The sequence below is a fragment of the Eisenbergiella massiliensis genome, from assembly GCF_003435485.1.
Map to the genome: position 1 here is coordinate 142,549 of NZ_QVLV01000001.1, position 22,730 is coordinate 165,278.

The 22,730-nt window shown below is 49.0% G+C and carries 23 protein-coding genes; 16 read left to right on the top strand and 7 right to left on the bottom strand.

Features of this window, described 5'->3' with window-relative positions; all coding sequences use genetic code 11:
- Positions 1–35 precede the first annotated feature (35 nt).
- The gene (locus tag DXC51_RS00575; RefSeq protein WP_117543288.1) at positions 36–1,082 is read left to right on the top strand and encodes an SGNH/GDSL hydrolase family protein; all 1,047 of its coding nucleotides are present in this window, start codon (positions 36–38) and stop codon (positions 1,080–1,082) included.
- A gap of 776 nt (positions 1,083–1,858) precedes the next feature.
- Here the strand turns inward: DXC51_RS00575 and DXC51_RS00580 are convergent.
- Positions 1,859–2,197 carry a cyclic-di-AMP receptor gene (locus tag DXC51_RS00580; RefSeq protein ID WP_021637803.1) on the bottom strand — a complete coding sequence of 113 codons (339 nt, stop codon included), beginning with the start codon at positions 2,195–2,197 and terminating at the stop codon, positions 1,859–1,861.
- A 257-nt stretch (positions 2,198–2,454) separates the two neighbouring features.
- Here DXC51_RS00580 and DXC51_RS00585 point away from each other — a divergent pair, with 257 nt between their 5' ends.
- Positions 2,455–3,204 (top strand): DUF8091 domain-containing protein, encoded by a 750-nt coding sequence (locus DXC51_RS00585; protein WP_117543290.1) that lies wholly within the window; start codon positions 2,455–2,457, stop codon positions 3,202–3,204.
- A gap of 1 nt (position 3,205) precedes the next feature.
- The gene (locus DXC51_RS00590) at positions 3,206–4,339 is read left to right on the top strand and encodes a lactonase family protein (RefSeq protein ID WP_181969995.1); all 1,134 of its coding nucleotides are present in this window, start codon (positions 3,206–3,208) and stop codon (positions 4,337–4,339) included.
- Positions 4,340–4,658: 319 nt separating this feature from the next.
- On the opposite strand, the gene DXC51_RS00595 is transcribed toward DXC51_RS00590, so the two are convergent.
- On the bottom strand, positions 4,659–5,219 hold the full coding sequence (locus DXC51_RS00595) for a GNAT family N-acetyltransferase (protein WP_117543294.1): 561 nt from the start codon (positions 5,217–5,219) through the stop codon (positions 4,659–4,661).
- A gap of 80 nt (positions 5,220–5,299) precedes the next feature.
- Positions 5,300–6,412 carry an acyltransferase family protein gene (locus DXC51_RS00600; RefSeq protein ID WP_117543296.1) on the bottom strand — a complete coding sequence of 371 codons (1,113 nt, stop codon included), beginning with the start codon at positions 6,410–6,412 and terminating at the stop codon, positions 5,300–5,302.
- A 673-nt stretch (positions 6,413–7,085) separates the two neighbouring features.
- Here DXC51_RS00600 and DXC51_RS00605 point away from each other — a divergent pair.
- The 6 genes from DXC51_RS00605 to DXC51_RS00630 all read left to right on the top strand — a co-directional run bounded on the left by DXC51_RS00605 (position 7,086) and on the right by DXC51_RS00630 (position 11,715).
- Positions 7,086–7,592, top strand: coding sequence for a GNAT family N-acetyltransferase (locus DXC51_RS00605; RefSeq protein ID WP_021637795.1), 507 nt, complete (start codon positions 7,086–7,088; stop codon positions 7,590–7,592).
- Positions 7,593–7,746: 154 nt separating this feature from the next.
- On the top strand, positions 7,747–8,529 hold the full coding sequence (locus DXC51_RS00610; protein ID WP_390580599.1) for an SIMPL domain-containing protein: 783 nt from the start codon (positions 7,747–7,749) through the stop codon (positions 8,527–8,529).
- 12 nt (positions 8,530–8,541) lie between these two features.
- The gene (locus DXC51_RS00615; protein ID WP_243003090.1) at positions 8,542–8,769 is read left to right on the top strand and encodes an aspartate dehydrogenase; all 228 of its coding nucleotides are present in this window, start codon (positions 8,542–8,544) and stop codon (positions 8,767–8,769) included.
- 246 nt (positions 8,770–9,015) lie between these two features.
- Complete coding sequence (locus DXC51_RS00620) at positions 9,016–9,621, top strand: non-canonical purine NTP pyrophosphatase (RefSeq protein ID WP_025488035.1); 606 nt, start codon at positions 9,016–9,018, stop codon at positions 9,619–9,621.
- 123 nt (positions 9,622–9,744) lie between these two features.
- Positions 9,745–10,899: an alanyl-tRNA editing protein gene (locus DXC51_RS00625; RefSeq protein ID WP_117543300.1), complete on the top strand. Its 1,155-nt coding sequence runs from the start codon at positions 9,745–9,747 to the stop codon at positions 10,897–10,899.
- A 216-nt stretch (positions 10,900–11,115) separates the two neighbouring features.
- Complete coding sequence (locus DXC51_RS00630) at positions 11,116–11,715, top strand: manganese efflux pump MntP (RefSeq protein ID WP_021637789.1); 600 nt, start codon at positions 11,116–11,118, stop codon at positions 11,713–11,715.
- Positions 11,716–11,797: 82 nt separating this feature from the next.
- On the opposite strand, the gene DXC51_RS00635 is transcribed toward DXC51_RS00630, so the two are convergent.
- Both DXC51_RS00635 and DXC51_RS00640 read right to left on the bottom strand, forming a co-directional pair.
- A complete protein-coding gene (locus DXC51_RS00635) occupies positions 11,798–12,565 on the bottom strand; it encodes a sulfite exporter TauE/SafE family protein (protein WP_025488037.1) in 768 nt (255 codons plus the stop codon).
- A 4-nt stretch (positions 12,566–12,569) separates the two neighbouring features.
- Positions 12,570–12,998, bottom strand: coding sequence for a MarR family winged helix-turn-helix transcriptional regulator (locus tag DXC51_RS00640; RefSeq protein ID WP_025488038.1), 429 nt, complete (start codon positions 12,996–12,998; stop codon positions 12,570–12,572).
- 240 nt (positions 12,999–13,238) lie between these two features.
- Between DXC51_RS00640 and DXC51_RS00645 the strand changes: the two genes are divergently transcribed.
- From DXC51_RS00645 to phoU, 5 genes are all read left to right on the top strand, one after another.
- Complete coding sequence (locus tag DXC51_RS00645) at positions 13,239–14,207, top strand: phosphate ABC transporter substrate-binding protein (protein WP_117543302.1); 969 nt, start codon at positions 13,239–13,241, stop codon at positions 14,205–14,207.
- A 76-nt stretch (positions 14,208–14,283) separates the two neighbouring features.
- Positions 14,284–15,309 carry a phosphate ABC transporter permease subunit PstC gene (pstC, locus tag DXC51_RS00650; protein ID WP_117530857.1) on the top strand — a complete coding sequence of 342 codons (1,026 nt, stop codon included), beginning with the start codon at positions 14,284–14,286 and terminating at the stop codon, positions 15,307–15,309.
- 36 nt (positions 15,310–15,345) lie between these two features.
- Positions 15,346–16,218 carry a phosphate ABC transporter permease PstA gene (gene pstA, locus DXC51_RS00655; protein ID WP_021637784.1) on the top strand — a complete coding sequence of 291 codons (873 nt, stop codon included), beginning with the start codon at positions 15,346–15,348 and terminating at the stop codon, positions 16,216–16,218.
- Between the two features lie 54 nt (positions 16,219–16,272).
- Positions 16,273–17,031 carry a phosphate ABC transporter ATP-binding protein PstB gene (gene pstB, locus DXC51_RS00660; protein WP_102287255.1) on the top strand — a complete coding sequence of 253 codons (759 nt, stop codon included), beginning with the start codon at positions 16,273–16,275 and terminating at the stop codon, positions 17,029–17,031.
- A 27-nt stretch (positions 17,032–17,058) separates the two neighbouring features.
- Positions 17,059–17,721 (top strand): phosphate signaling complex protein PhoU, encoded by a 663-nt coding sequence (gene phoU / locus DXC51_RS00665; RefSeq protein ID WP_025488041.1) that lies wholly within the window; start codon positions 17,059–17,061, stop codon positions 17,719–17,721.
- Between the two features lie 396 nt (positions 17,722–18,117).
- On the opposite strand, the gene DXC51_RS00670 is transcribed toward phoU, so the two are convergent.
- A complete protein-coding gene (locus tag DXC51_RS00670; RefSeq protein ID WP_025488042.1) occupies positions 18,118–19,524 on the bottom strand; it encodes an MFS transporter in 1,407 nt (468 codons plus the stop codon).
- 294 nt (positions 19,525–19,818) lie between these two features.
- Between DXC51_RS00670 and DXC51_RS00675 the strand changes: the two genes are divergently transcribed.
- Entirely contained in the window at positions 19,819–20,766 is a 948-nt protein-coding gene (locus tag DXC51_RS00675; RefSeq protein ID WP_117543586.1) for a ketopantoate reductase family protein, read from the top strand.
- Positions 20,767–20,916: 150 nt separating this feature from the next.
- Here the strand turns inward: DXC51_RS00675 and DXC51_RS00680 are convergent, their stop codons facing one another.
- Complete coding sequence (locus DXC51_RS00680) at positions 20,917–21,792, bottom strand: glycosyltransferase family A protein (RefSeq protein WP_147332325.1); 876 nt, start codon at positions 21,790–21,792, stop codon at positions 20,917–20,919.
- Positions 21,793–22,256: 464 nt separating this feature from the next.
- Here DXC51_RS00680 and DXC51_RS00685 point away from each other — a divergent pair, with 464 nt between their 5' ends.
- On the top strand, positions 22,257–22,712 hold the full coding sequence (locus DXC51_RS00685) for a hypothetical protein (RefSeq protein ID WP_025488046.1): 456 nt from the start codon (positions 22,257–22,259) through the stop codon (positions 22,710–22,712).
- Positions 22,713–22,730: the final 18 nt, after the last annotated feature.

Genomic DNA, 22,730 nt, shown 5'->3' on the forward strand with positions numbered 1-22,730 from the left:
GCTGTTGCGGCAGGCCTGAAAGGCACGGAGAAAATATGTATCGGAAGTTTTTGAAAAATTTTACAATTACAGTAGCCATACTTTTCATTGCGGCAGCAGCCCTGGTTCTCTTTTTTGATCCTTTTTTCCACTACCACGGGCCGGCCGCCCCGCTGAAAGCCGTCCTTACCAAAAAGGAATACCAGGGCATCGGCACCATCCGCAATTTCAATTACGACAGCCTGCTTGTGGGTTCCTCCACCGCGGAGAACTTCAATAACAAATGGTTTGACGAAGCCTTTGACGCCGTTACCATCAAGGCTATCAAAAGCTCCGGCATCACCGCCCAGCTGGATTACTACCTGACCCAGGCGTTTGAAGAGCGTGTAATCAAAAATATTTTCTACAGCCTCGATCTGTTTGCCCTGGGAGGCGACCCCGAGGCCGAATTCCCGGATGATTCCATGCCTCTTTACCTCTACGACAAAAATCCCTTCAACGACATAAATTACCTTCTTAACAAAGACGTAATTTTTGAAGACATCCCATACATGCTGGCGGAAACCTTCCTGGATGACTATGACGAAGGAGCCTCTTATAACTGGGCACAATACAAAACCTTCGGAACGCAGGAGGCTCTGTCCCACTACGACCGCCCGGCCGAAATCACCCCTATGAAAACGGAGGATCAGTACAAGGCTGTCATAGATGCCAATGTGGATCTGCTGATAAAGCAGGTAAATGCCCATCCGGAGACCACCTTCTATTTCTTTTATCCACCCTATTCCCTTTTGTGGTGGGACAATATGACCCGGAGCGGGGAGCTGAATCAGGTTCTCTATGCTGCCCAGGCTTCCGCCCAGGCACTGCTTTCCTGCGACAATGTTAAGCTGTATTACTTCCAGAATGATCCGGATATTATTTATAACCTGGATCTCTATATGGATCCCATCCATTTTACGGCCGATATCAACCACTACATGGTAACCCAGATGCAGCAGGATAATTACCGCCTTACTCCGCAAAATTATCTCTCAGAACTTCAGAAAATGAGGGAGTTGGTTCAGGAGATGGAGGAGAGTGAGATTGGGAAGTATTATTAGAGGGGGGAAAGAGGAATTCTGAGATGAGGGGGCATGCTTTCCGGTCCGGGGGGCTGTCTTACCCGGCCATAGTCTGCCGGCTGTTCCGAGCCGGGGGCTGGCTTTCTTCTTTGGGGATGCTGTGGGGTATTTTCTGTTCCAGTCTCAAAAACGGGGTATTTCTAACTGTCCCGGAAGGTCAGAATTCCGCCAACGCGGCTGAACTCCTCGCAAAGCGACGGCGGGGGGCTGGATTGTCTTTTGTGTGTTAAGTCGCATTTGCTCGTCAGACAAGCCGCTAAGGGCGGCGGAGTTCTGACCTTCCGGGGCAGTAAGAAATATCACCGTTTTTTCCAATGGAACAGAAAATACCCCACAGCATCCCCAAAGAAGAAAGCCCGGCCCCCGGCTCGGAACAGCCGGCAGACTATGGCCGGGTAAGACAGCCCCCCGGACCGGAAAGCATGCCCCCTCATCTCAGAATTCCCGGCCTCTCATAATGTTCCTTAATCCCTCCAAAACCTATTTCCTGAACGTGTTGAAGGAATAGTTGGCTGATTGGGAATTTTATCCGGGGCGTGGGGAGGCGAATGGGGCGGATAGAATTTGGGCGCGGCGGGGGGCTGGTATTTTTTGATTTGTCCGAAAAAAGGGGAGATTTCTTACGTTAAAAACAGCCCTTCTATAACCATCTTTCAACTGCTTTGTCAGCAACTTTTGTCGCTTGTGAACAATGCGAGGTGTTCAGGCAGTTGAGGTTATGGAAGGGCTGTTTGTAGTGTCAGGGCTATCCCATCTCAGACTTTCCGGAAATCATCTACCGGCATGATGAAGATGGTGGCTCCTCCTACCTCTACATTTACGGGTACGGAGGATACGGCATTGGGGTATACATTACAGTTTGACGGTGCCGGCGGAGTGTACATGATCTGCTGGCGTTTGCCGGAATGCTGTTTGATAATATCGCATACCTCATCCACCTTTTCGTCCTCAATACCAAGGAGCAGGGTGGTGTTTCCTTTTTTCAGGAATCCGCCGGTGGTGGCAAGCTTGGTTACGAAATACTTTTTTTCATTCAGTTCATTAATGAGTAAGGGTGCATCTTCATTATGCACGATAGCTAAGAGCATTTTCATAGGCTACTCCTTCCGCCGCACATCTGCGGCACAAGTTCTCTTTTTCTTAGTATAAATATTTTCCGGGGAAATAGCAATTTATTTTACGCATTTTTAACAAAAATTGTGCAAATTATATAATAATGAGGTATGATTAGATTTATAAAAAGGCTGTATGGGACGGATTTGTGTCTGCAGGGATGTAGGGGGCAGTTGGTTGTGGTATAATACAGGCGCTGCGGGATGCAATACGGCGGCGGAAAGGAAAGAGATTAGCCGTGACCGATAAGGAACGTTTTGAGTGGGCCAGGGATAAGATTGTAGGGACAGAGAGAGAAAAGCAGGGAATCGGTACGCTTTCGGAAAAGACGGTTCATGCGGTGCTGAAGAATTTTTACGCGCCGGATGAGGACATGCATGAAATTCCCATAGAGGGCTGTGTGGCGGATATTTATACCGGAACGGAAATCGTGGAGATACAGACGAGGAATTTTGACCGGATGAGGGATAAGCTGGGGAAATTTCTGCCGCTTTACCCGGTGACGATCGTATACCCGATTCCCTATGAAAAGTGGCTGATTTGGATCGATGAAGAAACAGGGGAATTCAGCAGCCGGAGAAAATCACCGGTGAAGGGGAATCCGTATGTGGCCTTCAAGGAACTGTACCGGATAAAAAATTTTCTTCTGGATGAGAATCTGCATTTAAAGTTTGTGTTTATAAATATGGAGGAATACCGGCTTCTGAATGGATGGAGCCGGGACAGGAAAAAGGGCTCCTCCCGTTTTGACAGGATTCCGCTGGAGCTGGTGGAGGTAATGGATATTGACTGTCCCAGGGATTATCTGCAGCTGGTTCCCTACGGGATACCGGAGCCTTTTACGGTAAAGGAGTTTGCGAAGGAAGTACATATCCGGGCGAGCCTGGCGCAGGTGGTTTTGCAGATCCTGGCTTACGCCGGGGTGGTGGAACGGGTTGGGAAAAAAGGAAATGCCTATCTTTATAAAGTATTGGAAGGAGACGAGTGAAATGTATCCACAGGAGAATGGAAAAAAAGTAAAGTTATACACAGGCAGTTATAACGCGCCTGTTGTGACAGGGGACGGCAGCGTCTATCTGGGAAACGGACAGGGGATCTGTCTCTGGGAGTTTGACGAGAGTACGGGAGAAGTAAGGCTTGAGGAGAGCTGGCCTGAGGCTTTAAATGCTTCCTGGCTTACCATATCGCCGGATGGGAAAATGCTTTATGCGGTAAATGAGCTGGATGACTATGAGGGAACCATGGGAGGCGCGCTCAGCGCTTACCGCATTGACATGCAGGGGCATCTTGCGGCGGACAGCATTCTTCCCGTAATGGGTGCGGCTCCCTGCCATGTGAGCTGTGACGGTTCCGGCAGACATGTGTTTACTGCCAATTATAACGGCGGAAGCATGAGCTGTTTTCAGCTGTCGCCAGACGGCGGACTGGCAGAAATGGACGGACAGCTGGTACATAGCTTTGGGGAAAAGGAAAATGCGGACGGCAGGGAGAGGCTGCGCCATCCGGTAAGGCAGGAGAAGCCGCATGTACACAGCGCCGCCGTAAAGGACGGGTTTGTGTGGGTGGCAGATTTGGGAACGGATGAAATTTCCTGTTATGAGCTTGATGAGGAAGGAAAGCCGGGTAAATGTGCGGCTTCTGTTTTCCTGGAGGCGGGAAGCGGACCGAGGAGCTTTGCTTTTTCACAGGCGGGGAATATGGTGTATGTGACCTGCGAGCTGAAAAACAGGATAGCGGTGTACCGATGGGAGAAAGAGGAGCGGCGCCTTTCATTCGTACAGATGGTTTCCAGCCTGCCGGAAGAGGATGCAGGGGTGGAAAGCTCTATCGGCGGAATTGTGCTTTCCGATGACGGAAGGTATATTTATGTGGGAAACAGAGGGGCGGATACGATAGGTGTTTTCGCTGTGGATAACGATGGGCTTTTAAGTCCGGTGCAGTGGATATCTTCAGAAGGAAAAAATCCCAGGGGCTTTACCTTGGCTCCGTCCGGCGGTTGGCTGCTTGCGGCAAACCAGGACAGTGATAATCTGGTGGTGTTTGAAAGGGAACCGGATACCGGGCTTCTCAGGAAAAAGAAGGTGTATGAGGCGGGAGCCGTGGTCTGTTTGCTGTTTGCGTAATAAGGCGTCAGGCTCTCAAAAAACATGCTTCGCAAAATTGCTCTGCAAAATCACCCCCTTGCAAGCAAAAATAAAAAATGTTACTATAATAGGCGCCGTAATTTTAAATGCGACGGACAGTGACAGGACGTTTGAACTTTGGGCAGACGGCAAGGGCTGTAAGATTGTGCTGGAAGCACATTCAATAATGACGGCGTGTCTGTAATCAAAAATATCTTATAATAAAACGATGAGCAGGTTCAGTATAACCGCTCATCGTTTTCTCATAATAATATATTTAAACTGCTTTGATCTATTTTTTACTTAAGCCTAAAATTAATTAAATACATGTTAACCTTTCCCATTCGCTTTTTAGTAATCGGTATTCCAGTCTGGTTTTCATTTTCCCATCGTGCCATTCGTAATCAATGTGTTCTGCTTCTTTAATAAGACCACATTTTTGCATGACCTTTTCAGAACCAATATTTTCAGCTAAACATCCGGCTGCAACCCTATAAACATTGTTTTCAAGAAACGCAAATTTTAAAACCCGTTCAAACGATTCAGTAGCATATCCATTATCCCAGAATTTGGGATAAATAAAATACCCCGCGCCAACCAGTTTGCCAACGGGTGTATTGTCTGTCACTGTATATCCAATACTTCCGACTTGTTGATGTGATGATTTCATTTCTATATGTAAGAAATAAAATTTTCGATTAATGCTCCTTGAATCCTCCAAAATTTTTTGGAAATCCTTAACAGCTGCTGCTTTGGTAAAAAGTTGAATACCTTGTAAATAATACATTGTTTTAGGATCGCTTCTTAATTCAAAATAGGCATCTGCATCTGATTCTGTATAATCCCGCAGTATAAGCCGATTGGTTTCAAGATATACCATTATTTTCCTGCTCCTGAATCACTTTCTTACGGTCAGCGCAAAGCGCTGGCCTGATGAACAGTTACAAAAATTAATACATTCTATAATTGCAGGCTATACTCCTGCAGCTTCCCAGATATAATTTTAAACGGATAATACATCAGCGCAGTCAAACCCAGGGAAAAGATCAACACAACCGCTGTATACATAAAATCACTCTTTATATAAAACCTATCACTCCGGAATATTTCAAGGAACAGTCCATGAATCAGATACAGCTCAAAGGAATGGGTCCCCAGAAAGCGGAGAAATATATTATTAAACCTGATTTTCAGTGTCAGCAGGAAAACAAAAGCAACGAAGCTGATAACGGCCAGCGTCTGCCAGATGAAGCAGATCCAGCTTTCCAGCATTTCCTTTACAAAAATATGTTCGTTCAGCAGCAGTGGTTCGATCTTATCAAGGACCCGGACGGACTTGGGGAAAAAGTAAAGGAAGGTAAGGGCCGCCGCCAGCAGCAAGGGGTAATACCATTTGCGGGCGAAGGCCAGGATCTGTTTTTCAAACTGGGCCATCAGGACGCCGATAAAAAACAGGCTGCTGGAATTAAACCACCATTCGCCCTGGAACCAGTAGACGCCGGGACCTTTCACCATGCAGTAGGTAGGGAAGGCAATCTGGAAGATCCCAAGCAGCAGAAAACTGACGGCGGTTTTCCGGATATAGCGGAAGGTGAGAAAGAACACAAAATAAAACAGGGCGATTACGATAATATACCAGGACTGGGGATTAATCAGCCGGATGCCGCTTAAATATTCCAGTGACAGCTTTATCCCATAACGATTTCCAGTCAGGTAGTAAACGAAGAGATATATGGCATTGCAGAGAAAAAAGGGAACAAATATCTTGATATATCTCCTGAGAAAAAAATGATGGAAATATCCATGATTGGTGAGAACGCTTTTCCTCAGTCCGTAGCCTGAATAGAAGAAAAAGGCGGCAACGCAAAGAATCCCCACTTCCTGGAATACCCGGAACGGTCCGGGGTTGTCCAGATACTGAGATAGATGGTGAAATACGATCACCAATGTGAAAAAACCGCGCAGCGGCAGTTCAAAATTTTTAGTGAAATGCTCTTCCTGGAAGTTTTCCGGCCCGGAAGAGCTTGCCTGGAACAGTAACAGGAAAAGCAGCAATAAAATATATAAATACATAAAAATCCCCTCTTGCAATTATATGCGGCGGCAGGCGCCGAAAGAACAGGTTTAAAAATTATTTTAATTATAAACGGTAAAAACTAAGCTGTCACAAAAATTTCTTTAATAATTTATTAAAAAAAGTCTTTTGTCCGGTTGATTTTTTGCGCCGACTTTGTTACACTGATACCAATTGGGAAAATAGTTCCATTATGTGAAGAGGTTGACTATGAGAAACAAAATGACCACAACTGCAGATTTCATGATGTGCACAGTCATGTCCATGAACTTCCGGTACTTGTAGCTGTTATAGCAGATGCAAGTACGCAGAGGCTTGTATCTGTGTGGTCTGAATAGATAGGATGAAACCGCATGGATTCCAGATTTGAATATTCTGATAATCCGTGCGGATTTTTTATGTCCGTGAAGAAGCCCGCAACTTTCTGCCTGCAGGCCGAAGTCAAAGAAAGAAGGTATTATGAAGATGCTTTTACTCACAAACCGTAAGGGAAAACTGATGCTGGGGAGCACCGGAACGGCCGTCATGTGCAGGCCGTTGTCCTTTTGCATTACCGGGGACGCGGCGGCAAGATAAAGAGGAGTATTTTTATAAATATCAGGTTTGACACAAAAAAAAAGAAGGAAAGGTTCGTCCGGCACAGCTGCCGGGACGTACAGACAGGAGCAGAAAATGGAATTTACACTGGAAACATGGAAAAAAGAACATATACCGTCGGTTGCAAAATACGCTGATAATGAAAAAATCGCAGGAAGGCTGAGGGATTCCTTCCCCTACCCTTATACGGAGGACGATGCGGAATGGTTCGTTCAGGATTGCATGGAAAAGGAAGGGATTACCCAGCTTGCCAGGGCGATTATTGTAAACGGGGAAGCGGTGGGAAGCATTACCGTTATGCTTAACGACGATGTATACTGCAAGTCGGCGGAGCTGGGCTACTGGCTGGGAGAGCCCTTCTGGAGAAAAGGCATCATGACAAAGGCGGTGCAGCTGATGTGCGAAGAGGCGTTTCGCCGTTATAAGCTTGTGAGGATTTATGCGGAGCCGTTTTCCACCAATCTGGCTTCCAGGGGTGTTCTGGAAAAGGCCGGTTTTGAGCTGGAGGGCATCAAACGGAAAAGTATTTTCAAAAACGGATGTATCCAGGATTCCTATTTATACGCGGTAATCCATGTATAGATCAACGACCTTCCCGGCAATGGCGCAGGAATCGCTAAATTAAGAAAATCTTCCTTGTTTTTTACAGGGCTGTTGTTATACTGAAAATATAATGGATAATGATAATAATGGAAAACAGGAAGAGGGAGGTTGGTCTATGGATGGGAAAAAAGAAATGGATGAACGCGGCGGGAACCGCAAAGGCGGGGCCGGTGAATGGAAATCGGTGATTATTGCACTGATTGCAGGAATTACGGCCATTGTGTGTGTGGTTATTTTTTCAGGGAGCATTGTGGACTATAAAAAGACCTCCGGAGCCGGCGGGCTGACGGCTACCGGTTCGGCGAGCATTGATTTCGAATCCGATCTGGTGGTCTGGAGAGGGAGCTTCTCCGCTTACGGCGCCACGCCCAAGGATGCCTACGCCATTATTAAGAAGGACGCGGAGGTAGTCAGGCAGTATCTGCTGGAAAACGGGGTCTCGGAAGAGGAGCTGGTTTTCAGTTCCGTGGATATTTCCCAGCGTTACCGTACGGAATATGACGAAAACGGGAACTATATAAGAGATTATCCGGATGGTTATGATCTCTATCAGAGCCTGTCCGTTACTTCAGAGGATATTGATAAGGTGGAGAATATCTCCAGGGATATTACCAAGCTGATTGAATCGGGCGTGGAGTTTGTCTCCAATTCTCCGGAATATTATTGTACCAAGCTGGACGAGGTGAAGCTGGAGCTTATTGAGAAGGCAACTGATAATGCAAAGCAGAGGATCGATATCATGGCGGCAGGCACTGGCAGCAGGACGGGAGCCCTGCTCAGCGCGAACCTGGGAGTTTTCCAGATTACAGCCAAGAATTCCGGATCCGGGGAATACAGCTATGACGGAGCCTTTGATACCAGTTCCAGATATAAGAATGCCATGATTACGGTGAGGCTGAATTATGCTGCCGAATAGGGGATGAAGCATATGTTTTCACGGAAAAAGAAGTCTGCCGCAGGGTATCCTTCCTTTGACCGGATAAACCAGATCCCGGTGCTGCGGTGCAGCATCTGTACGGGAGAACGGGTTGCGTGCTTCCGGGACAGACAGACGGGGCATGTGGAGGAAGTGATGTATATCCGGGAGGACAGCGACCTCCGGGAATTCCTGGAGCATTACGATCTGTCTGAGCAGGATTTGAAAAAAGAATGGTAGACAGAAAGCAGAGCGAAAGCGTAAAATAGGAAGGACAGAGAGTCCTTCCCCGGCCGGAGTTAGTACAGCGGGCGGCGGGTAAGATGGTTGTGGACAGGCGTCGCATCCGTCAATCCGCCGCCGCGTGTATCAGACTTTGGCTTAGAAGGCAGTCCGGCTGGAAGATGCAGCCGGGCTGCTTTTATATAGAACTTCAGGAATGGAAGAGTACCTGAAAAAAGTATTTTTGGAAAGGCGGGAAACGTTTTGAAGCTGATTTACGGAACCGGGAATCCAGGAAAGTTTTCCATGATGAAGGAAGCTTTGAAGGAATTGGATGTGGAACTGCTCAGTCTCAGGGATCTGCCGGCTGTACAGGAAGAGCCGGAGGAAACGGGCAGGACGCCGCTGGAAAATGCAAGGCAGAAGGCGGAATTTTATTACAGCATTTTTAAAATGCCTGTGTTCTCCTGTGACAGCGGCATGTATATAGAAGGCCTGCCGGAGGAGGAGCAGCCGGGGGTTCATGTGCGTAATGTGGGCGGCCGGCGTCTCAGTGATGCGGAAATGACGGCCTATTATGCGGGGATCGCTCACAGGCTGGGAGGCAGGTGTATGGCAGAATACAGAAATGCTATCTGCCTGATTCTGGATGAAAACAGGCGGTATGAGCATTACGGGCCGGATATCAGCGGAGTCAGATTTTATCTGGTGGACAAGCCGGTGCAGCAGAAGGAAGAGGGATTTCCGCTGGATCCGATTTCTGTGGATGTGGATAATGGAAAGTATTTTACACAGCTTGAGGGGCAGCAGAGTATTTTTGAGAAGAGTGAAGGGATCGTGCGGTTTTTCAGGAATGCGCTGGGAATATAGGCTGGAAACATAAAGCTGGCAAATAGGAAGCCGATTAATATAAAGTCAACAAATAGGAAGTCAGCAAATATAAAACTGCGAATTTAAGCAATAACCAGCTGCGGGCAGAAAGGGAAGTAAGACATGTTTACCAAGAGATTATATGATGAGAATTCTTATATCAGGGAGTTTGACGCCAGGGTTTTAAGCTGTGAAGAGGGTAAGAACGGCTATGAGGTGGTTCTGGATGAATCCGCTTTTTTCCCGGAGGGCGGCGGACAGCCTGCGGATCAGGGTTTCCTGAATGATGTCCGGGTGACGGATGTGAGGGATAAGAAGGATTATGTGCTTCATATCTGCTCACAGTCCCTGGAACCAGGCAGCCTGGTTCACGGCAGGATAGACTGGGAGCGCCGCTTCCTTCACATGCAGCAGCATTCCGGGGAGCATATTTTCTCCGGGATTGTGCACAGGCTGCATGGCTATGACAATATCGGCTTTCACATGGGGAAGGATTTTGTCACTGTGGATTTCAGCGGACTGCTTACGGAGGAGGAGATTGCGGAGGCGGAGAGGCAGGCCAATACCGTGGTTCTGGCCAATGAAAGGATTCTGGCGGAATACCCCTGCGCCCGGGAACTGGAGACGCTGGAATACCGGAGTAAAAAGGAAATTGACGGGGCGGTGCGTATTGTGACGGTGCCGGGAGCGGATGTATGCGCTTGCTGCGGGACCCATGTAAAGCGGACCGGGGAAATTGGGCCGATTAAGGTCACCTCTTCGGAGCATTACAAAACAGGAATCCGGCTGACGCTTGAGATCGGCTGGAGGGCGCTGGAGGATTATGAGGAAAAGCACAGAAATGTAAAAGCCATATCGGCCCTGCTTTCCGTAAAACCGGAGGAAACCGCGGCGGCGGTTCAAAAGCAGCAGGAGCTGATGCAGGAGTTGAGGCTTCAGAATAATGGACTGAAGCAAAGGCTGTTTGAAATGATGGTAAAGGAAATACCTGAAGGCCAGGAAAAAACAGTAATTTTTGAGGACGGGCTGAATGCAGTGGAAATAAGGAAGCTCGCGGATATGCTTTCAGAACGGACGGGCCTTGCGGCTGTCTTTTCCGGCAGTGACGGGGAAGGCTATAAATATGTGGTCTGCAGCCGGCAAAAGGATGCGGCGGCATTGGGAAAAGATCTGAACCGGGAGCTGAACGGCAGGGGCGGAGGGAAGAATCCGATGATTCAGGGCTCTGTGCAGGCTGAGAAAGCGCAAATAAGGGAGTTTTTTGAAAAAGTTTATTGACATCATTTTATCAAAATGCTATGATGAATTTCACGATAAGGGAGTAGTTAGCACGGAATGGTGTAGTGAAGTCAACATACTGATAAGAAGCTTATCTGGCTTTACTTTAAATAATGAGACTTATCTGCCGGGCGGCAGATAGGTCTTTTTTTTACGTCCGGCGGACATACGGGCACAGTCCATTGGGGGCTGTCTATTTTACAGGAGGAACGACAGATGAATTTGTGGGAATTGTTTGTAATTGCGGTGGGATTGTCCATGGATGCCTTTGCAGTGTCGATCTGCAAAGGGCTTTCCATGAAAAAGATGAGCTGGAAAAACGGCATTATCGCCGGATTATATTTCGGGGGCTTTCAGGCGGGCATGCCGCTGATTGGTTATGTGCTGGGAACACAGTTCAAGGTTCTGATTACGAGCATTGATCACTGGATCGCGTTCATCCTGCTTTGTCTCATCGGGCTGAATATGGTGAAGGAAGCGGTGGATTCCTTCCGCTCCGCCGGCTGCGGCTGTGAAAAGTGCGCCCAGGAGGAGCAGAATGATTCCTTTGATGTGAAAACTATGGTTCCCCTGGCAGTTGCCACCAGCATTGATGCGCTTGCCGTAGGCGTAACCTTTGCATTTTTGAGCGTGGATATCGTACCGGCGGTTTCCTTTATCGGATCCATTACCTTTTTCCTCAGTGTGCTGGGCATTAAAATAGGAAATGTATTCGGCGCGAAATTCAAGGCCAAGGCAGAGCTGGCAGGCGGAATCATATTAATTCTCATGGGAACGAAGATTCTGCTGGAGCATCTGGGTATCCTTGCCTTCTAATATCACAGGACTTTAATATCACAGGACTTTAATATCACAGGACTTTAATATTACAGGACTTTGACATTACAGGACCTTGATATTACAGGAAGTTCATCACTACCATAACGGCTCCCAGGCCGGTCAGTACTGCGCCGGTGGCCCGGTTCAGCGTTTTGGCGGAGGCCTTGTTGGCAAACAGGGCGGCCAGGCGTGCGCCCAGGAGTGTGAACAGAATACACAGAATCAGGGCAGGGATGTCGGGCATGCCGCCGATGGTAAAATGGGACAGCGCGCCGGTAAAGGCTGTAAAGGTCATGATAAAAACGCTGGTTCCCACAGCGGTTTTCAGCTCATAGCCAAGTACGCTGGTGAGTATGAGAAGCATCATCATACCGCCGCCTGCGCCGATAAAGCCGCAGATAAAGCCGATGAGCATTCCGCACAGGATTGACTGGATGACTTTGGTTTTCAGATCCTTGTCGGCCTGGTTTTCTTTGGTGGTCATAACGGGCTTTACCAGGAATTTAATACCAAGAAGCAGGGTCATAATGACGGAAAAGCTGCCCATGGAACGGTTGGGGACCCTGGATGCAATGAAGCTTCCCACGAGGGTGAAGACCAGTACGGATATCAGCATGATGATACCGTTTTTAATATCCAGGTTTTTGTGTTTTCCATAGGTGTAGGCGGAAATTGCCGATGCCAGGACATCGGATGCCAGGGCGATGCCTACCGCTTCATAGGCGGGAAAGCCCAGGAAGGTGATGAGCATGGGGGAAATGACCGCAGCCGCGGACATGCCGGCAAATCCGGTTCCGATGCCGGCTCCCAGGCCTGCGATGATACATACGATAATTTTTGCAATCATGTTATTATGTCTCCTTCAGGTTATGTGATATGACGGAAAGAACGTGGTCAACGACCTTCAGTTCCTCCGGATCGATCCCTTTGTATATAAAACGGAGGAAGTCCTCCTGGCTCTGTCTGGCCGCCTTTACGGCATCAAGAGCTGCCGGGCGGATCCGCAGATGGAAGATTCTGCGATCCTCTTTATCCATGATGCTTTCCAGATAGCCTCTGGCGCTCAGGGATTCCACAGCCTTGGATACGTTTGATTTTGGGAAGGAACGCAGCTCCACAATATCAGACGCTGTGTCGTAGCCCGGATTATTGTACAGGAAAAGAAGGACGTTGGTTTCCATCCCGCTCAGGCCGTAAACATTGCTGGTCTTGCTGAGAAATTTGTTATATGCCCTCTTCAGGCTTCTTCCGGTGAGAAGATAATCAATAATGGTATTCATATGGATTCTCTCTTTATAAACAAAAAGGGAAAGCTTCCCGGTTAACAGAGTGAACGAAAGCAATTAGTTCTTTTTAGAACTAACTGCTTTTATATTAGCATGATTCTGGCAAAAGTCAAGCGGTGCTTTACAAAGAACTTACAAACTCATAACCTTACTTTGCTTTTTTCTTTTTTGTGAAACAGTTATCATTGCTATTGCAGACGAGAGAAAGAAACAGATGTAAAGGAGAAAAATATTATGAAAAAGAAAATTACAGCAATTGCAGCGGCAGCGGTACTTGCCATGGCGGCTCTGGCTGGCTGCGGCACTACGGAAACAACAACAGCGGATAACGGAGCAGCTTCTTCCCAGGCGGTGGCATCGGAGACGGCCGGCACAGATACGGCAGCCGCGGCGGCCGGAAGTGAAGCGGCCTCCGGCGAAACGGCATCAGAAACAGCATCGGAAGCGGCATCTGCAAACGCCGGCCTGAGCGGCAGTATTTCCATGGCAGGCTCCACCTCTATGGAGAAGCTTTCCAATGCGCTGGCTGAAAGCTTTATGGCAAAGTATCCCGGTGTTACCGTAACTGCTGAGTTTACGGGATCCGGCGCAGGTGTGGAGGCCGTTGCCGCAGGAAGCGTTGATATTGGAAATGCCTCCAGGAATCTGACGGAGGAAGAAAAGGCAGGCGGCGTGGCTGAAAATATTGTAGCCATCGACGGAATCGCTGTGGTTACCGATCCTGCAAACACAGCTTCAGGCCTTACCAGGGAACAGCTTTCCGGAATTTATACCGGTGAAATCAAGAACTGGAAGGATGCAGGCGGTGCGGATCAGGCGATTGTAGTGGTAGGCAGGGAAGCCGGATCCGGCACCAGGGGCGCTTTTGAAGAGCTGCTGGAAATCGAAGACCAGTGTGCTTATGCAAACGAGCTGGACAGCACAGGCGCGGTGATGGCAAAGGTTGCGGCAACACCCGGGGCAATCGGTTATGTATCCCTGGATGTAATTGATGATACCGTTAAAACGCTTTCCATTGATGAGGTGGAGCCTACGGTGGAAAACATCAAGGGAGGCAGCTATCTGCTGAGCAGGCCTTTTGTAATGGCTACAAAGGGGGAGATTTCCGAACAGAACGAGACGGTACAGGCGCTGTTTGATTACCTGGCCTCAGACGAAGGAAAGGCCCTGATTGAGAGTGTCGGCCTGATTGTCACAGAGTAAGCATTTGAAACTGAATAGTGCAAGTTTGGGGCCCTGTGAAAAACAGGGCCTCTGCGGGGATAAAGGAACATATATTATGAAAATGGCTTTTTCAATTGTAAGGGGCAGGCATTCCAAAAATGCAGTGGAAAAGGCTGCCCAAATCATATTTACTGTTTGTGCTTTTTTTGCCGTTCTGGCTGTTTTCTCCATTACTTTATATATGTTGATTAATGGGACACCGGCCCTGTTTAAGGTGGGGCTTAAGGATATCCTGTTCGGGACGGTCTGGAAGCCCACGGCGAAGGAACCGAGCTTTGGTATCCTTTATATTATTCTGACTTCAATTGTTGGGACGGCGTTTTCTATAGCAATCGGAGTGCCCATAGGTGTGCTGACCGCCGTTTTCCTGGCGGAGGCAGCGCCGAAAAAGCTGGCTGCCGTGGTAAAACCGGCGGTGGAACTGCTGGCTGGCGTTCCCTCCGTGATTTACGGCCTGCTGGGAATCATGATTTTAAACCCGTTGATGTACCGGGTGGAAACTGCGGTTTTCAAAGGTTCAGAGACACATCAGTTCACAGGCGGTGCCAATCTGATCTCCGCTGTCATTGTGCTTGCCATTATGATACTGCCTACGGTAATCAATATCAGCGAGTCCGCCCTGCGGGCGGTGCCTTCCCAATATAAATCCGCCTCCCTGGCCCTGGGCGCTTCCAAGATACAGACTATTTTCAGGGTGATGCTTCCTGCGGCCAAATCGGGAATTATAACGGCGGTTGTCCTGGGTGTGGGACGCGCAATAGGCGAGGCCATGGCGATCACGCTTGTTTCCGGCAGCTCCGTCAATTTTCCGCTGCCCTTTCATTCCGTTCGTTTTCTTACCACCGCAATTGTCAGTGAGATGGGCTATGCTTCAGGACTTCACAGGGAAGTGCTGTTTACCATCGGGCTTGTTTTATTTGCTTTTATCATGCTTATCAATACGTGTCTGACAAAGCTTCTGAAGTCAAAGGATACGCAGGAAAAGGTAAAAGAAGCGGGAAGCAGAAGCGAGGGCAAAAGCTGTGGGACGGCAGGGGAAAAGAAAAACAGGGCCGGCGCGGCAGTTCAGGGAGAGGCGTAATAGGCGGCGGACTCTGTGGATGTGAGGAGATAAATTATGGATCAAAGTATTCTGGTAAAAAGGGTCAGAGTTTCTGACATAGTGATTACTGCGGCAATTTATGCGGCGGCTTCCCTGTCCATTCTCCTGCTGGCGGGAATTGTCTGTTATACCTTTGTAAAAGGGATTTCCAGTATCAGCTGGCAGTTTTTGACGACAGTTCCCAGCAGCCTGAAGGGAACCTTCGGCATTGCGGGAAATCTGTTAAATACGTTGTATATTGTTGTTATTACGCTGGTTATTGCCACACCCATCGGCGTGGGATCGGCCATTTATCTGAATGAATATGCCAAACCTGGAAAAGTGGTGCGTACCATTGAGTTTACCACGGAAATCCTTTCTGGCATCCCTTCAATAATTTTTGGCCTGTTCGGCATGGTTTTTTTCGGAAATACCCTGGGCCTTGGCTATTCCATTATAACCGGCGCCCTTACATTGACGCTTATGGTGCTGCCTCTCATTACCCGCAACACGCAGGAAGCGCTGAAAACAGTGCCGGAAAGCTATCGGAGCGGGGCGCTGGGAATGGGGGCTGCCAGATGGTATATGATACGCACCATTCTTCTGCCCTCCGCCATGCCGGGTATTATAACCGGTATTATCCTGGCTGTGGGCAGAATCGTGGGTGAGTCGGCAGCGCTTTTGTTCACTGCGGGAAGCGGTTTCCTTCTTCCAAAGAGCGGCATGGGCTTTCTTACCAAAATCCTGGAATCAGGGGGCACCCTTACCATACAGCTGTATCTGTGCATGTCTAAGGCACAGTATGGAGAGGCCTTCGGAATCGCTGTGGTGCTTTTGGTTCTGGTGCTTCTTATCAATATGCTCACAAAGTACCTGTCCGGGAAGTTCAATGTGGAAACGAGAGAATAAAGAGAGATTGATGCAGTATTGCAGGCAGGACTGTGATATGCCGGAGGTATGAGAATGAATAATGCAAAAATAAGTACGAAAAAGCTGAATTTATATTACGGCGCCAACCATGCGCTGAAGGATGTGGATATGGATATTACCGCCAATGCCATTACCGCTTTTATCGGTCCCTCGGGATGCGGGAAATCCACTTTTTTAAAGACGCTGAACCGCATGAATGATCTGGTGGACGGCGTAAAAATTGACGGAGAGGTCACGCTGGACGGCGAGAATATTTATGATGAAAAGGTGGATACAACCCTGCTTCGTAAAAAAGTGGGCATGGTATTCCAGCAGCCCAACCCGTTTCCGATGAGTATTTACGACAATATTGCCTATGGTCCCAGGATTCATGGGATTAAGAGTAAGGCGCGGCTGGATGAAATTGTGGAAGAAAGCCTGAAAGGGGCTGCTATTTTTGATGAGGTGAAGGATCGGCTGAAAAAGTCCGCGCTGGGTTTGTCAGGAGGGCAGCAGCAAAGGCTCTGTATCGCCAGGGCGCTTGCCGTACAGCCGGAGGTGCTGCTTATGGACGAGCCAACATCAGCGCTGGATCCTATTTCCACGTTAAAAATCGAGGATTTGATGGAGGATCTCAAGAAAAAGTATACGGTGGTGGTAGTTACCCACAATATGCAGCAGGCAGCCAGGGTTTCTGATGAAACCGCTTTTTTTCTGGTGGGGGAAGTGGTGGAAAAGGATATTACGTCTAATATTTTTGCAAGGCCGAAGGATAAACGGACTGAGGATTATATTACGGGGCGTTTCGGATAACAGAGCAGAGGAGTGAGGTTTAAAGCTATGACGACGAGAAGTATGTATCTGGAGGAATTAAACAGCCTGCGGAAAAGCCTGGCGGAAATGGGAGCGGCAGTGGAGGAGTCCTTTAATCTGCTGCTGACTGCGGTGGAAAATAAGGATACAGATCTGGAGCAGCAGATTATCAGGGGAGATCGGGTGATCAATGATATGGAAAGAAGCATTGAATCCCAGTGTCTTTCCCTGATTACCAGGCAGCAGCCGATTGCAGGGGATCTGCGGATGATATCCGCCGCCCTGAAGGTAGTAACGGATATTGAGCGGATTGGGGATCAGACTGCGGATATTGCGGAGCTGATGCTTCGTCTGCGGGATTGTGATCTGGATGCTTATTCCAGGCATATTACGGGTATGCTGCAGGTGGCTAAGGAAATCGTGCATGATGCGGTAGGTGCTTTTGTAAACCGTGACAGCAGGGCCGCGGATGAGGTGATCAGGCATGATGATGTGGTGGATGAGCTTTTTGCCAAGGTGAAGGATGATCTGGTGCATATGCTTCAGGAGGGTGTGGATAATATCGATGCCTGTGTGGATGTGCTGATGATTGCCAAGTATCTGGAACGGATTGGGGATCATGCGGTAAATATCGCTGAGTGGGAGATTTTCCAGGAGAGCGGAGCCATCCAACACATCCGCCTTATGTAGTGGAGACGGAGGCCGCCGCCTTTCCATGGGGGCTTTTCAGGCTGGATTAGAGCAGGGAGTTTCTCCGTGGACGGCCAGGGTCTTTCTGGCGTGATGGGGGCGTTTATTCCGGCAGGCTCCGGCTGAGGTATGTTTTGTGAGCGGGTACGCTTTCGCTCGGTTAAAAACGTAGCGGTACTAGCGTTGTAAAGGACACAACGCAAGGACCGACGTTTTTAAACGACCCTTTCACAAAACATACCTCAGCCGGAGTCTGCCGGAATAAACGCCCCCATCTTCCAGAAAGGCCCTGGCCGTCCGCGGAGAAACTCCCTGCTCTAATTCAGCCTGCTTGCCCCCATGGAAAGGCGGCGGCCTCCTGGGGTAGGTTTTTAAGGACAAGGGATAAGAGAGGGGTTAGGGGTGGAGTTGGGTTTCTCTTTTTTGGACGACGAATTTGGTGTAGAGGATGAGGGCGGTGAGGAAGAGGACGCCCAGGGTGTTGGTGATTTGTTGGGCGTAGAGGGGGCGGCCGGCCAGGATTAGGGGGGTGTGTTGGAGGTGGGAGAGGAGGCGGCCGGCGAGGAAGGAGACGAGGAAGCCGTAAACGCCTCCGATGGATGAGAGGATGGAGAGCTGGAGGGTTCTTTTTTCCTCGTTTATGAGTTCAAGCTGTATGCCGAAGAGGCCGATGCCCGCAAAGCTCCAGCCTATTGCCGAGAAGATGGTGGCAGCAATGGTCATAGGGTAGGCGTTGGAGGGGACGGAGAGGGCCATGAAGGCAAAGTTGAGGAGTATGCCGACGAGGGAGTATTTGTATATGCAGGCCATGCCGTAGCGGTCTCCCATGCGGCCTACCATGGGGGTGATGGCAATTCTTATGAGGTTGCCGAAGAAGCCCACTACCATGATGAAGGTGAATGGGAGGCTGAGATCTTTTATCTGGTAGCTGGTGTTGAAGGGGGAGGAGGTGTAAAAGGCGGTAAGCCACAGGATATTGGTCCAGAAGGCCTTGCGGAAGTCGGGATTGCGGAAGGCTTCGAGGATTTCTGTTTTCAGGACGCCTTTTTGTCTGGCAGGGGCGTCTTCTTTGTTTTTTCTGGCAAGGTGGCCGTGCATTTCCTGGCCGAAGGCGTTGAGACGGGCATGGCGGGGCTCTTTCATGCAGCTGAAGGCCCAGAAGTTAAGGATTACCAGGATGAGGATGAGGCTGCCGTTGATGAGAAAGCCGATGTGTTGGAGCGGTCCGGCTGTTTTGTCCATGATGACGCCTGCAATGAGCATGGTGGTAACGGTGACGAATACGGCGATGGCGTCTTTGCGGGAGAAGTAGCGGCCGCGTAATTCCATGGGGACGAGGGTGGCGATCCAGTCCTGGGTGGCGGGGGTGCCGATTTGTGTGCAGGCCTGGGCAAAAAAGTAGCCTGCAATGATAAGGAATTGTGCGGCGTGGTTTTCCAGGGACATGAGGGGGATGAAGAATATCAGGGCGAGGAAGAGTTTTTGGAGGACGCAGAGAGAGACAAAGAGCTTCCTTTTTTTGAGGCGGTTGATTTTCTGCATTGTGAAGAGTTGAAAAAGGGCGGCAAAGCTCGCCATGGAGGTGATGACCCCAATGGTGGCGTCCGGGATGTTGACAGAGAGCATTAAGGAGACGAGGAAGGTCCCGCCTGCCAGCTGGGCGATGGTTTGTGTGGCGGAATCCCCCGCTATGTAGTAGCCGCGGCTTTTTTCGTAGTCTTCTTCGTTTTCGGGCAGAGCCATAAAGTAGATGCGGCGCAGGTGTCCCAGCAGCCAGTTGAAATCAAGTATAAGTTTGCTCATAAAATACCCCATTCTCCGCGTTTGGCGCGGCTTTCCCAAGTAGGTCCCTCAGCCTGATATTACAATAAGGGCGGCCGGAAAAAAATGTATTATCTTAGTCAGATTTATGTATTTTATTGGTGTGGGCAGGGAATAAAAATGGCGTTTGACATAAGCTTTGGCAGGAATTAAACTGGAGTAGAAATGCGGGGAGTCCCGGCGGCCCTGGACGGGCGGAAAGGGCTGAGGCTGCAGGGATTCGCGGCGCTGAAAAGATACGGGAAATTTTTGCTGATGAGGGAAAAGGAGAAGAATATGAGGCAGGTTCATACGGTGGCATTGATTGGTCTGGGGGCTATGGGAGCGTATTTCGCACCCAGGCTTTATGAGGAGTTCGGAGATAATTTCAGGGTGATCGCCGGAGGGGATCGGAAGAAGCGGCTGGAGGAAAATGGAATTGTAATAAATGGTACGCGCCGGTATTTTCCTGTGGTTGATCCAAAAGAGTGCGGTGAGCCTGCGGATTTGGTGATTATTGCCGTGAAGGGGTATGGGCTGGATCAGGCAATTGAGGATATCCGGAACCAGGTGGGAGAGAATACGGTGATTCTCTCGGTGCTGAATGGTGTGGACAGTGAGCAGCGGGTAATAGAGACGTATGGGGAGGACAAAGTGCTTTATTCTTATATGCGGGTTTCCGTTGTGATGAAGGATGGGTGTACCAGCTATGATCCGGCGCTGGGGAATATCCATTTCGGGGAAAAGCTGAATGAGGAAGGCGCTTATACGGACAGGGTGCTGGCGGTTAAGGAGGTTTTTGACCGCTGCGGCATAACGAATATTATTGATCCGGATATGATAAAGGGAATTTGGTTTAAGTTCATGTGCAATGTTGGGGAGAACCTGACATGCGCGCTTCTGGGAATTCCTTTTGGGGTGTTCAGAACGAGCGATCATGCCAATGCAATCAGAAGGAAGGCGATGGAAGAGGTAGTTTTGATTGCGCAGGAGCTGGGAGTGGATTTGGGGAAAGAGGATATGGACAGGCAGGAATCAACGCTGATGGCGCTTCCATTTCAGAACAAGCCGTCCACATTGCAGGATCTGGAGGCAGGTAAACGGACGGAAATTGATATGTTTGCAGGGACTGTAATTGAATATGGACGCAAGCTGGGAATTGCTACGCCGGTAAATGAAATGTTTTATCATGCGATTCATGTGCTGGAGGAGAAGTGCGGAGGTTCCTTTCAGGCTGCGGATTAATGCGGCTTGCGGGACCTGTGATATACGGAGGGATTAAAAAGGGAATCTGTGAGAAGGGCAGCAGCGCGGCCGCGGATCAGGCGGGATTGCGCGCAGCTGTGGTTCTTTCTCAGCAGATTCCCGGAGGAATGGGACGGATAATTATCTTTCCTAAACCATTGCAGGGGTTTCCAGTTTATAGCGGAAGCTGTTTATGATGGGCTCTTTGAAGGTGAGCTGTGTGCTTCGGCTTTTTCTGATATAATCAAGGGCGCCTTCCAGGTCCTTGTCCAGATGTATATGGTATGCCGGATATACGGTGTCCACGTACAGTGGAAGGTCAGGGGAGGAAGACTGGAGGCAGAAAAATATATCTTTGTCATGGGTGTCCGGATTGGGGGCGGGTGTGAAACGAAGGCCCCCGGTAAGGGCTTCCCGGTCCAGATAGGTGCAGGCGCCAAGGCCGCCGGCCTGGTAGATCCCGGAGGTTTTCAGGCAGTTGGAAAATTTCTGTTTCCTTCGTTCCGCTTCTTTTTTATACATGGCGGCATTGCGGCTGTCTGAATCCAAAGCCCTTTTTTCCATGAGCCATGCATTGGGGCGGGAGAGCGTGCCAAGGCGGTTCTTTATCCAGAACAGCTCGGAAACAGCCTTTTTCCCGGAAGCGCGCAGATATTCCAGGAGCTGCGGATGGAGTATCAGGTCCGAGTCCACAAGGAAAAGTCCATCGTAATCGTGCTGCAGGGCGTAACGGATAATTCGGTTGCGGTATCCGGCCACGCGTACCAGCCTGGTTTCATCTCTTATATCTGTTATCTCACTCGTTTCGGTTTTCCCTTTTACTGCAGGTAAAACCGTAACTGAGGAGCCATCTCTTTTGAAAGCAGACAGAAGCTGTCTGGAGGTTTCTTTTTCGTTATCATCAACAAAAACATAATCAATAAGAAAATCTTTGTGAAGCAGACTTTTCAGGGAAATCAGAAATGCCCGGAGAATACTGCTTTTTTCACGTACGGGGCAACCTATCAGAACTCGTTGTATTGCCATAAAACCACCTCTTTCCGGATAGCGGGAGGCCTCCCGTGTATCCATTGCGCCTCAAGCCAGATATCCGGCTGTAAATAACCAGGCATTTATCCTGAAATCCTGGAATATCTGATATTCAAGGCAGTCGTCAGCTGCACGCACAGGCACGTCTTCCTGACTTGTTGCTTATAAAAAGAAAAAGCCACTTTAATTAAGTGACTTTTACCTGCGTTCATTTATCGGTGCGGCAGCCATTCACCCGGGACTGCCTCTATATTAGTTTACCATTAATTTGCCGGAAAGTCAAATAAATAAATATAATATTTTGAATGCACTTTCCTTAACTTAATAAATATTTATTGTAAAACAATAAAAACATATTGACTTTCAATGCGCATAGTGTTATTTTATGGAAAAGGGATGAGATACATGGGAGAAACAGGAAACTTTATGGGCTGCTGTACCGCTGCAAAGGAGAATGGACAATGAAAAATAAAAAGAAGAAACTGATTTCAGTGATTGCAGTAGTTATTGCGGTCGTCCTGGCGGCAGGGCTTCCAATGATACAGCGGGCGGCGGGGAGGAATTCTTACCTGAAGGTTATCAGGAATAACTGGGGGCTTTCTCTTCCCGCAGGATGTGTGGAGGTTTATGAGATTGACAGCGGGCCCAGCTTTCATGGGGACGGAGAGCGGTATCATGTATTTGAATACCGGGAGGGGAAGGAGGTTCCCGTATGGGGGAACGCGGAAGGACTGCAGGATGCCGACAGGAAGCGGATTGTGGAGATTCTTGACGGGCTGGACGGGAAGAAGGAATGGTATCCGGATTTTGAATCGGTTACCGATATGGGGAAGGATAAGAAGCAGGATGGATCCTGCGTATATTTTCTGTTTGATGGTGAAGCCGCAAGGCTGTATGTGGTTGAAAGGTTTATTTAATGATTGCAGGAGGACAGG

Coding starts and splice junctions, on each gene's coding strand:
- DXC51_RS00575 (WP_117543288.1), top strand. CDS start 36: ATGTATCGGAAGTTTTTGAAAAATTTTACAATTACAGTAGCCATACTT.
- DXC51_RS00580 (WP_021637803.1), bottom strand. CDS start 2,197: ATGAAAATGCTCTTAGCTATCGTGCATAATGAAGATGCACCCTTACTC.
- DXC51_RS00590 (WP_181969995.1), top strand. CDS start 3,206: ATGTATCCACAGGAGAATGGAAAAAAAGTAAAGTTATACACAGGCAGT.
- DXC51_RS00595 (WP_117543294.1), bottom strand. CDS start 5,219: ATGGTATATCTTGAAACCAATCGGCTTATACTGCGGGATTATACAGAA.
- DXC51_RS00600 (WP_117543296.1), bottom strand. CDS start 6,412: ATGTATTTATATATTTTATTGCTGCTTTTCCTGTTACTGTTCCAGGCA.
- DXC51_RS00605 (WP_021637795.1), top strand. CDS start 7,086: ATGGAATTTACACTGGAAACATGGAAAAAAGAACATATACCGTCGGTT.
- DXC51_RS00610 (WP_390580599.1), top strand. CDS start 7,747: ATGGATGAACGCGGCGGGAACCGCAAAGGCGGGGCCGGTGAATGGAAA.
- DXC51_RS00615 (WP_243003090.1), top strand. CDS start 8,542: ATGTTTTCACGGAAAAAGAAGTCTGCCGCAGGGTATCCTTCCTTTGAC.
- DXC51_RS00625 (WP_117543300.1), top strand. CDS start 9,745: ATGTTTACCAAGAGATTATATGATGAGAATTCTTATATCAGGGAGTTT.
- DXC51_RS00630 (WP_021637789.1), top strand. CDS start 11,116: ATGAATTTGTGGGAATTGTTTGTAATTGCGGTGGGATTGTCCATGGAT.
- DXC51_RS00635 (WP_025488037.1), bottom strand. CDS start 12,565: ATGATTGCAAAAATTATCGTATGTATCATCGCAGGCCTGGGAGCCGGC.
- DXC51_RS00640 (WP_025488038.1), bottom strand. CDS start 12,998: ATGAATACCATTATTGATTATCTTCTCACCGGAAGAAGCCTGAAGAGG.
- DXC51_RS00645 (WP_117543302.1), top strand. CDS start 13,239: ATGAAAAAGAAAATTACAGCAATTGCAGCGGCAGCGGTACTTGCCATG.
- pstC (WP_117530857.1), top strand. CDS start 14,284: ATGAAAATGGCTTTTTCAATTGTAAGGGGCAGGCATTCCAAAAATGCA.
- pstA (WP_021637784.1), top strand. CDS start 15,346: ATGGATCAAAGTATTCTGGTAAAAAGGGTCAGAGTTTCTGACATAGTG.
- pstB (WP_102287255.1), top strand. CDS start 16,273: ATGAATAATGCAAAAATAAGTACGAAAAAGCTGAATTTATATTACGGC.
- phoU (WP_025488041.1), top strand. CDS start 17,059: ATGACGACGAGAAGTATGTATCTGGAGGAATTAAACAGCCTGCGGAAA.
- DXC51_RS00670 (WP_025488042.1), bottom strand. CDS start 19,524: ATGAGCAAACTTATACTTGATTTCAACTGGCTGCTGGGACACCTGCGC.
- DXC51_RS00675 (WP_117543586.1), top strand. CDS start 19,819: ATGAGGCAGGTTCATACGGTGGCATTGATTGGTCTGGGGGCTATGGGA.
- DXC51_RS00680 (WP_147332325.1), bottom strand. CDS start 21,792: ATGGCAATACAACGAGTTCTGATAGGTTGCCCCGTACGTGAAAAAAGC.
- DXC51_RS00685 (WP_025488046.1), top strand. CDS start 22,257: ATGAAAAATAAAAAGAAGAAACTGATTTCAGTGATTGCAGTAGTTATT.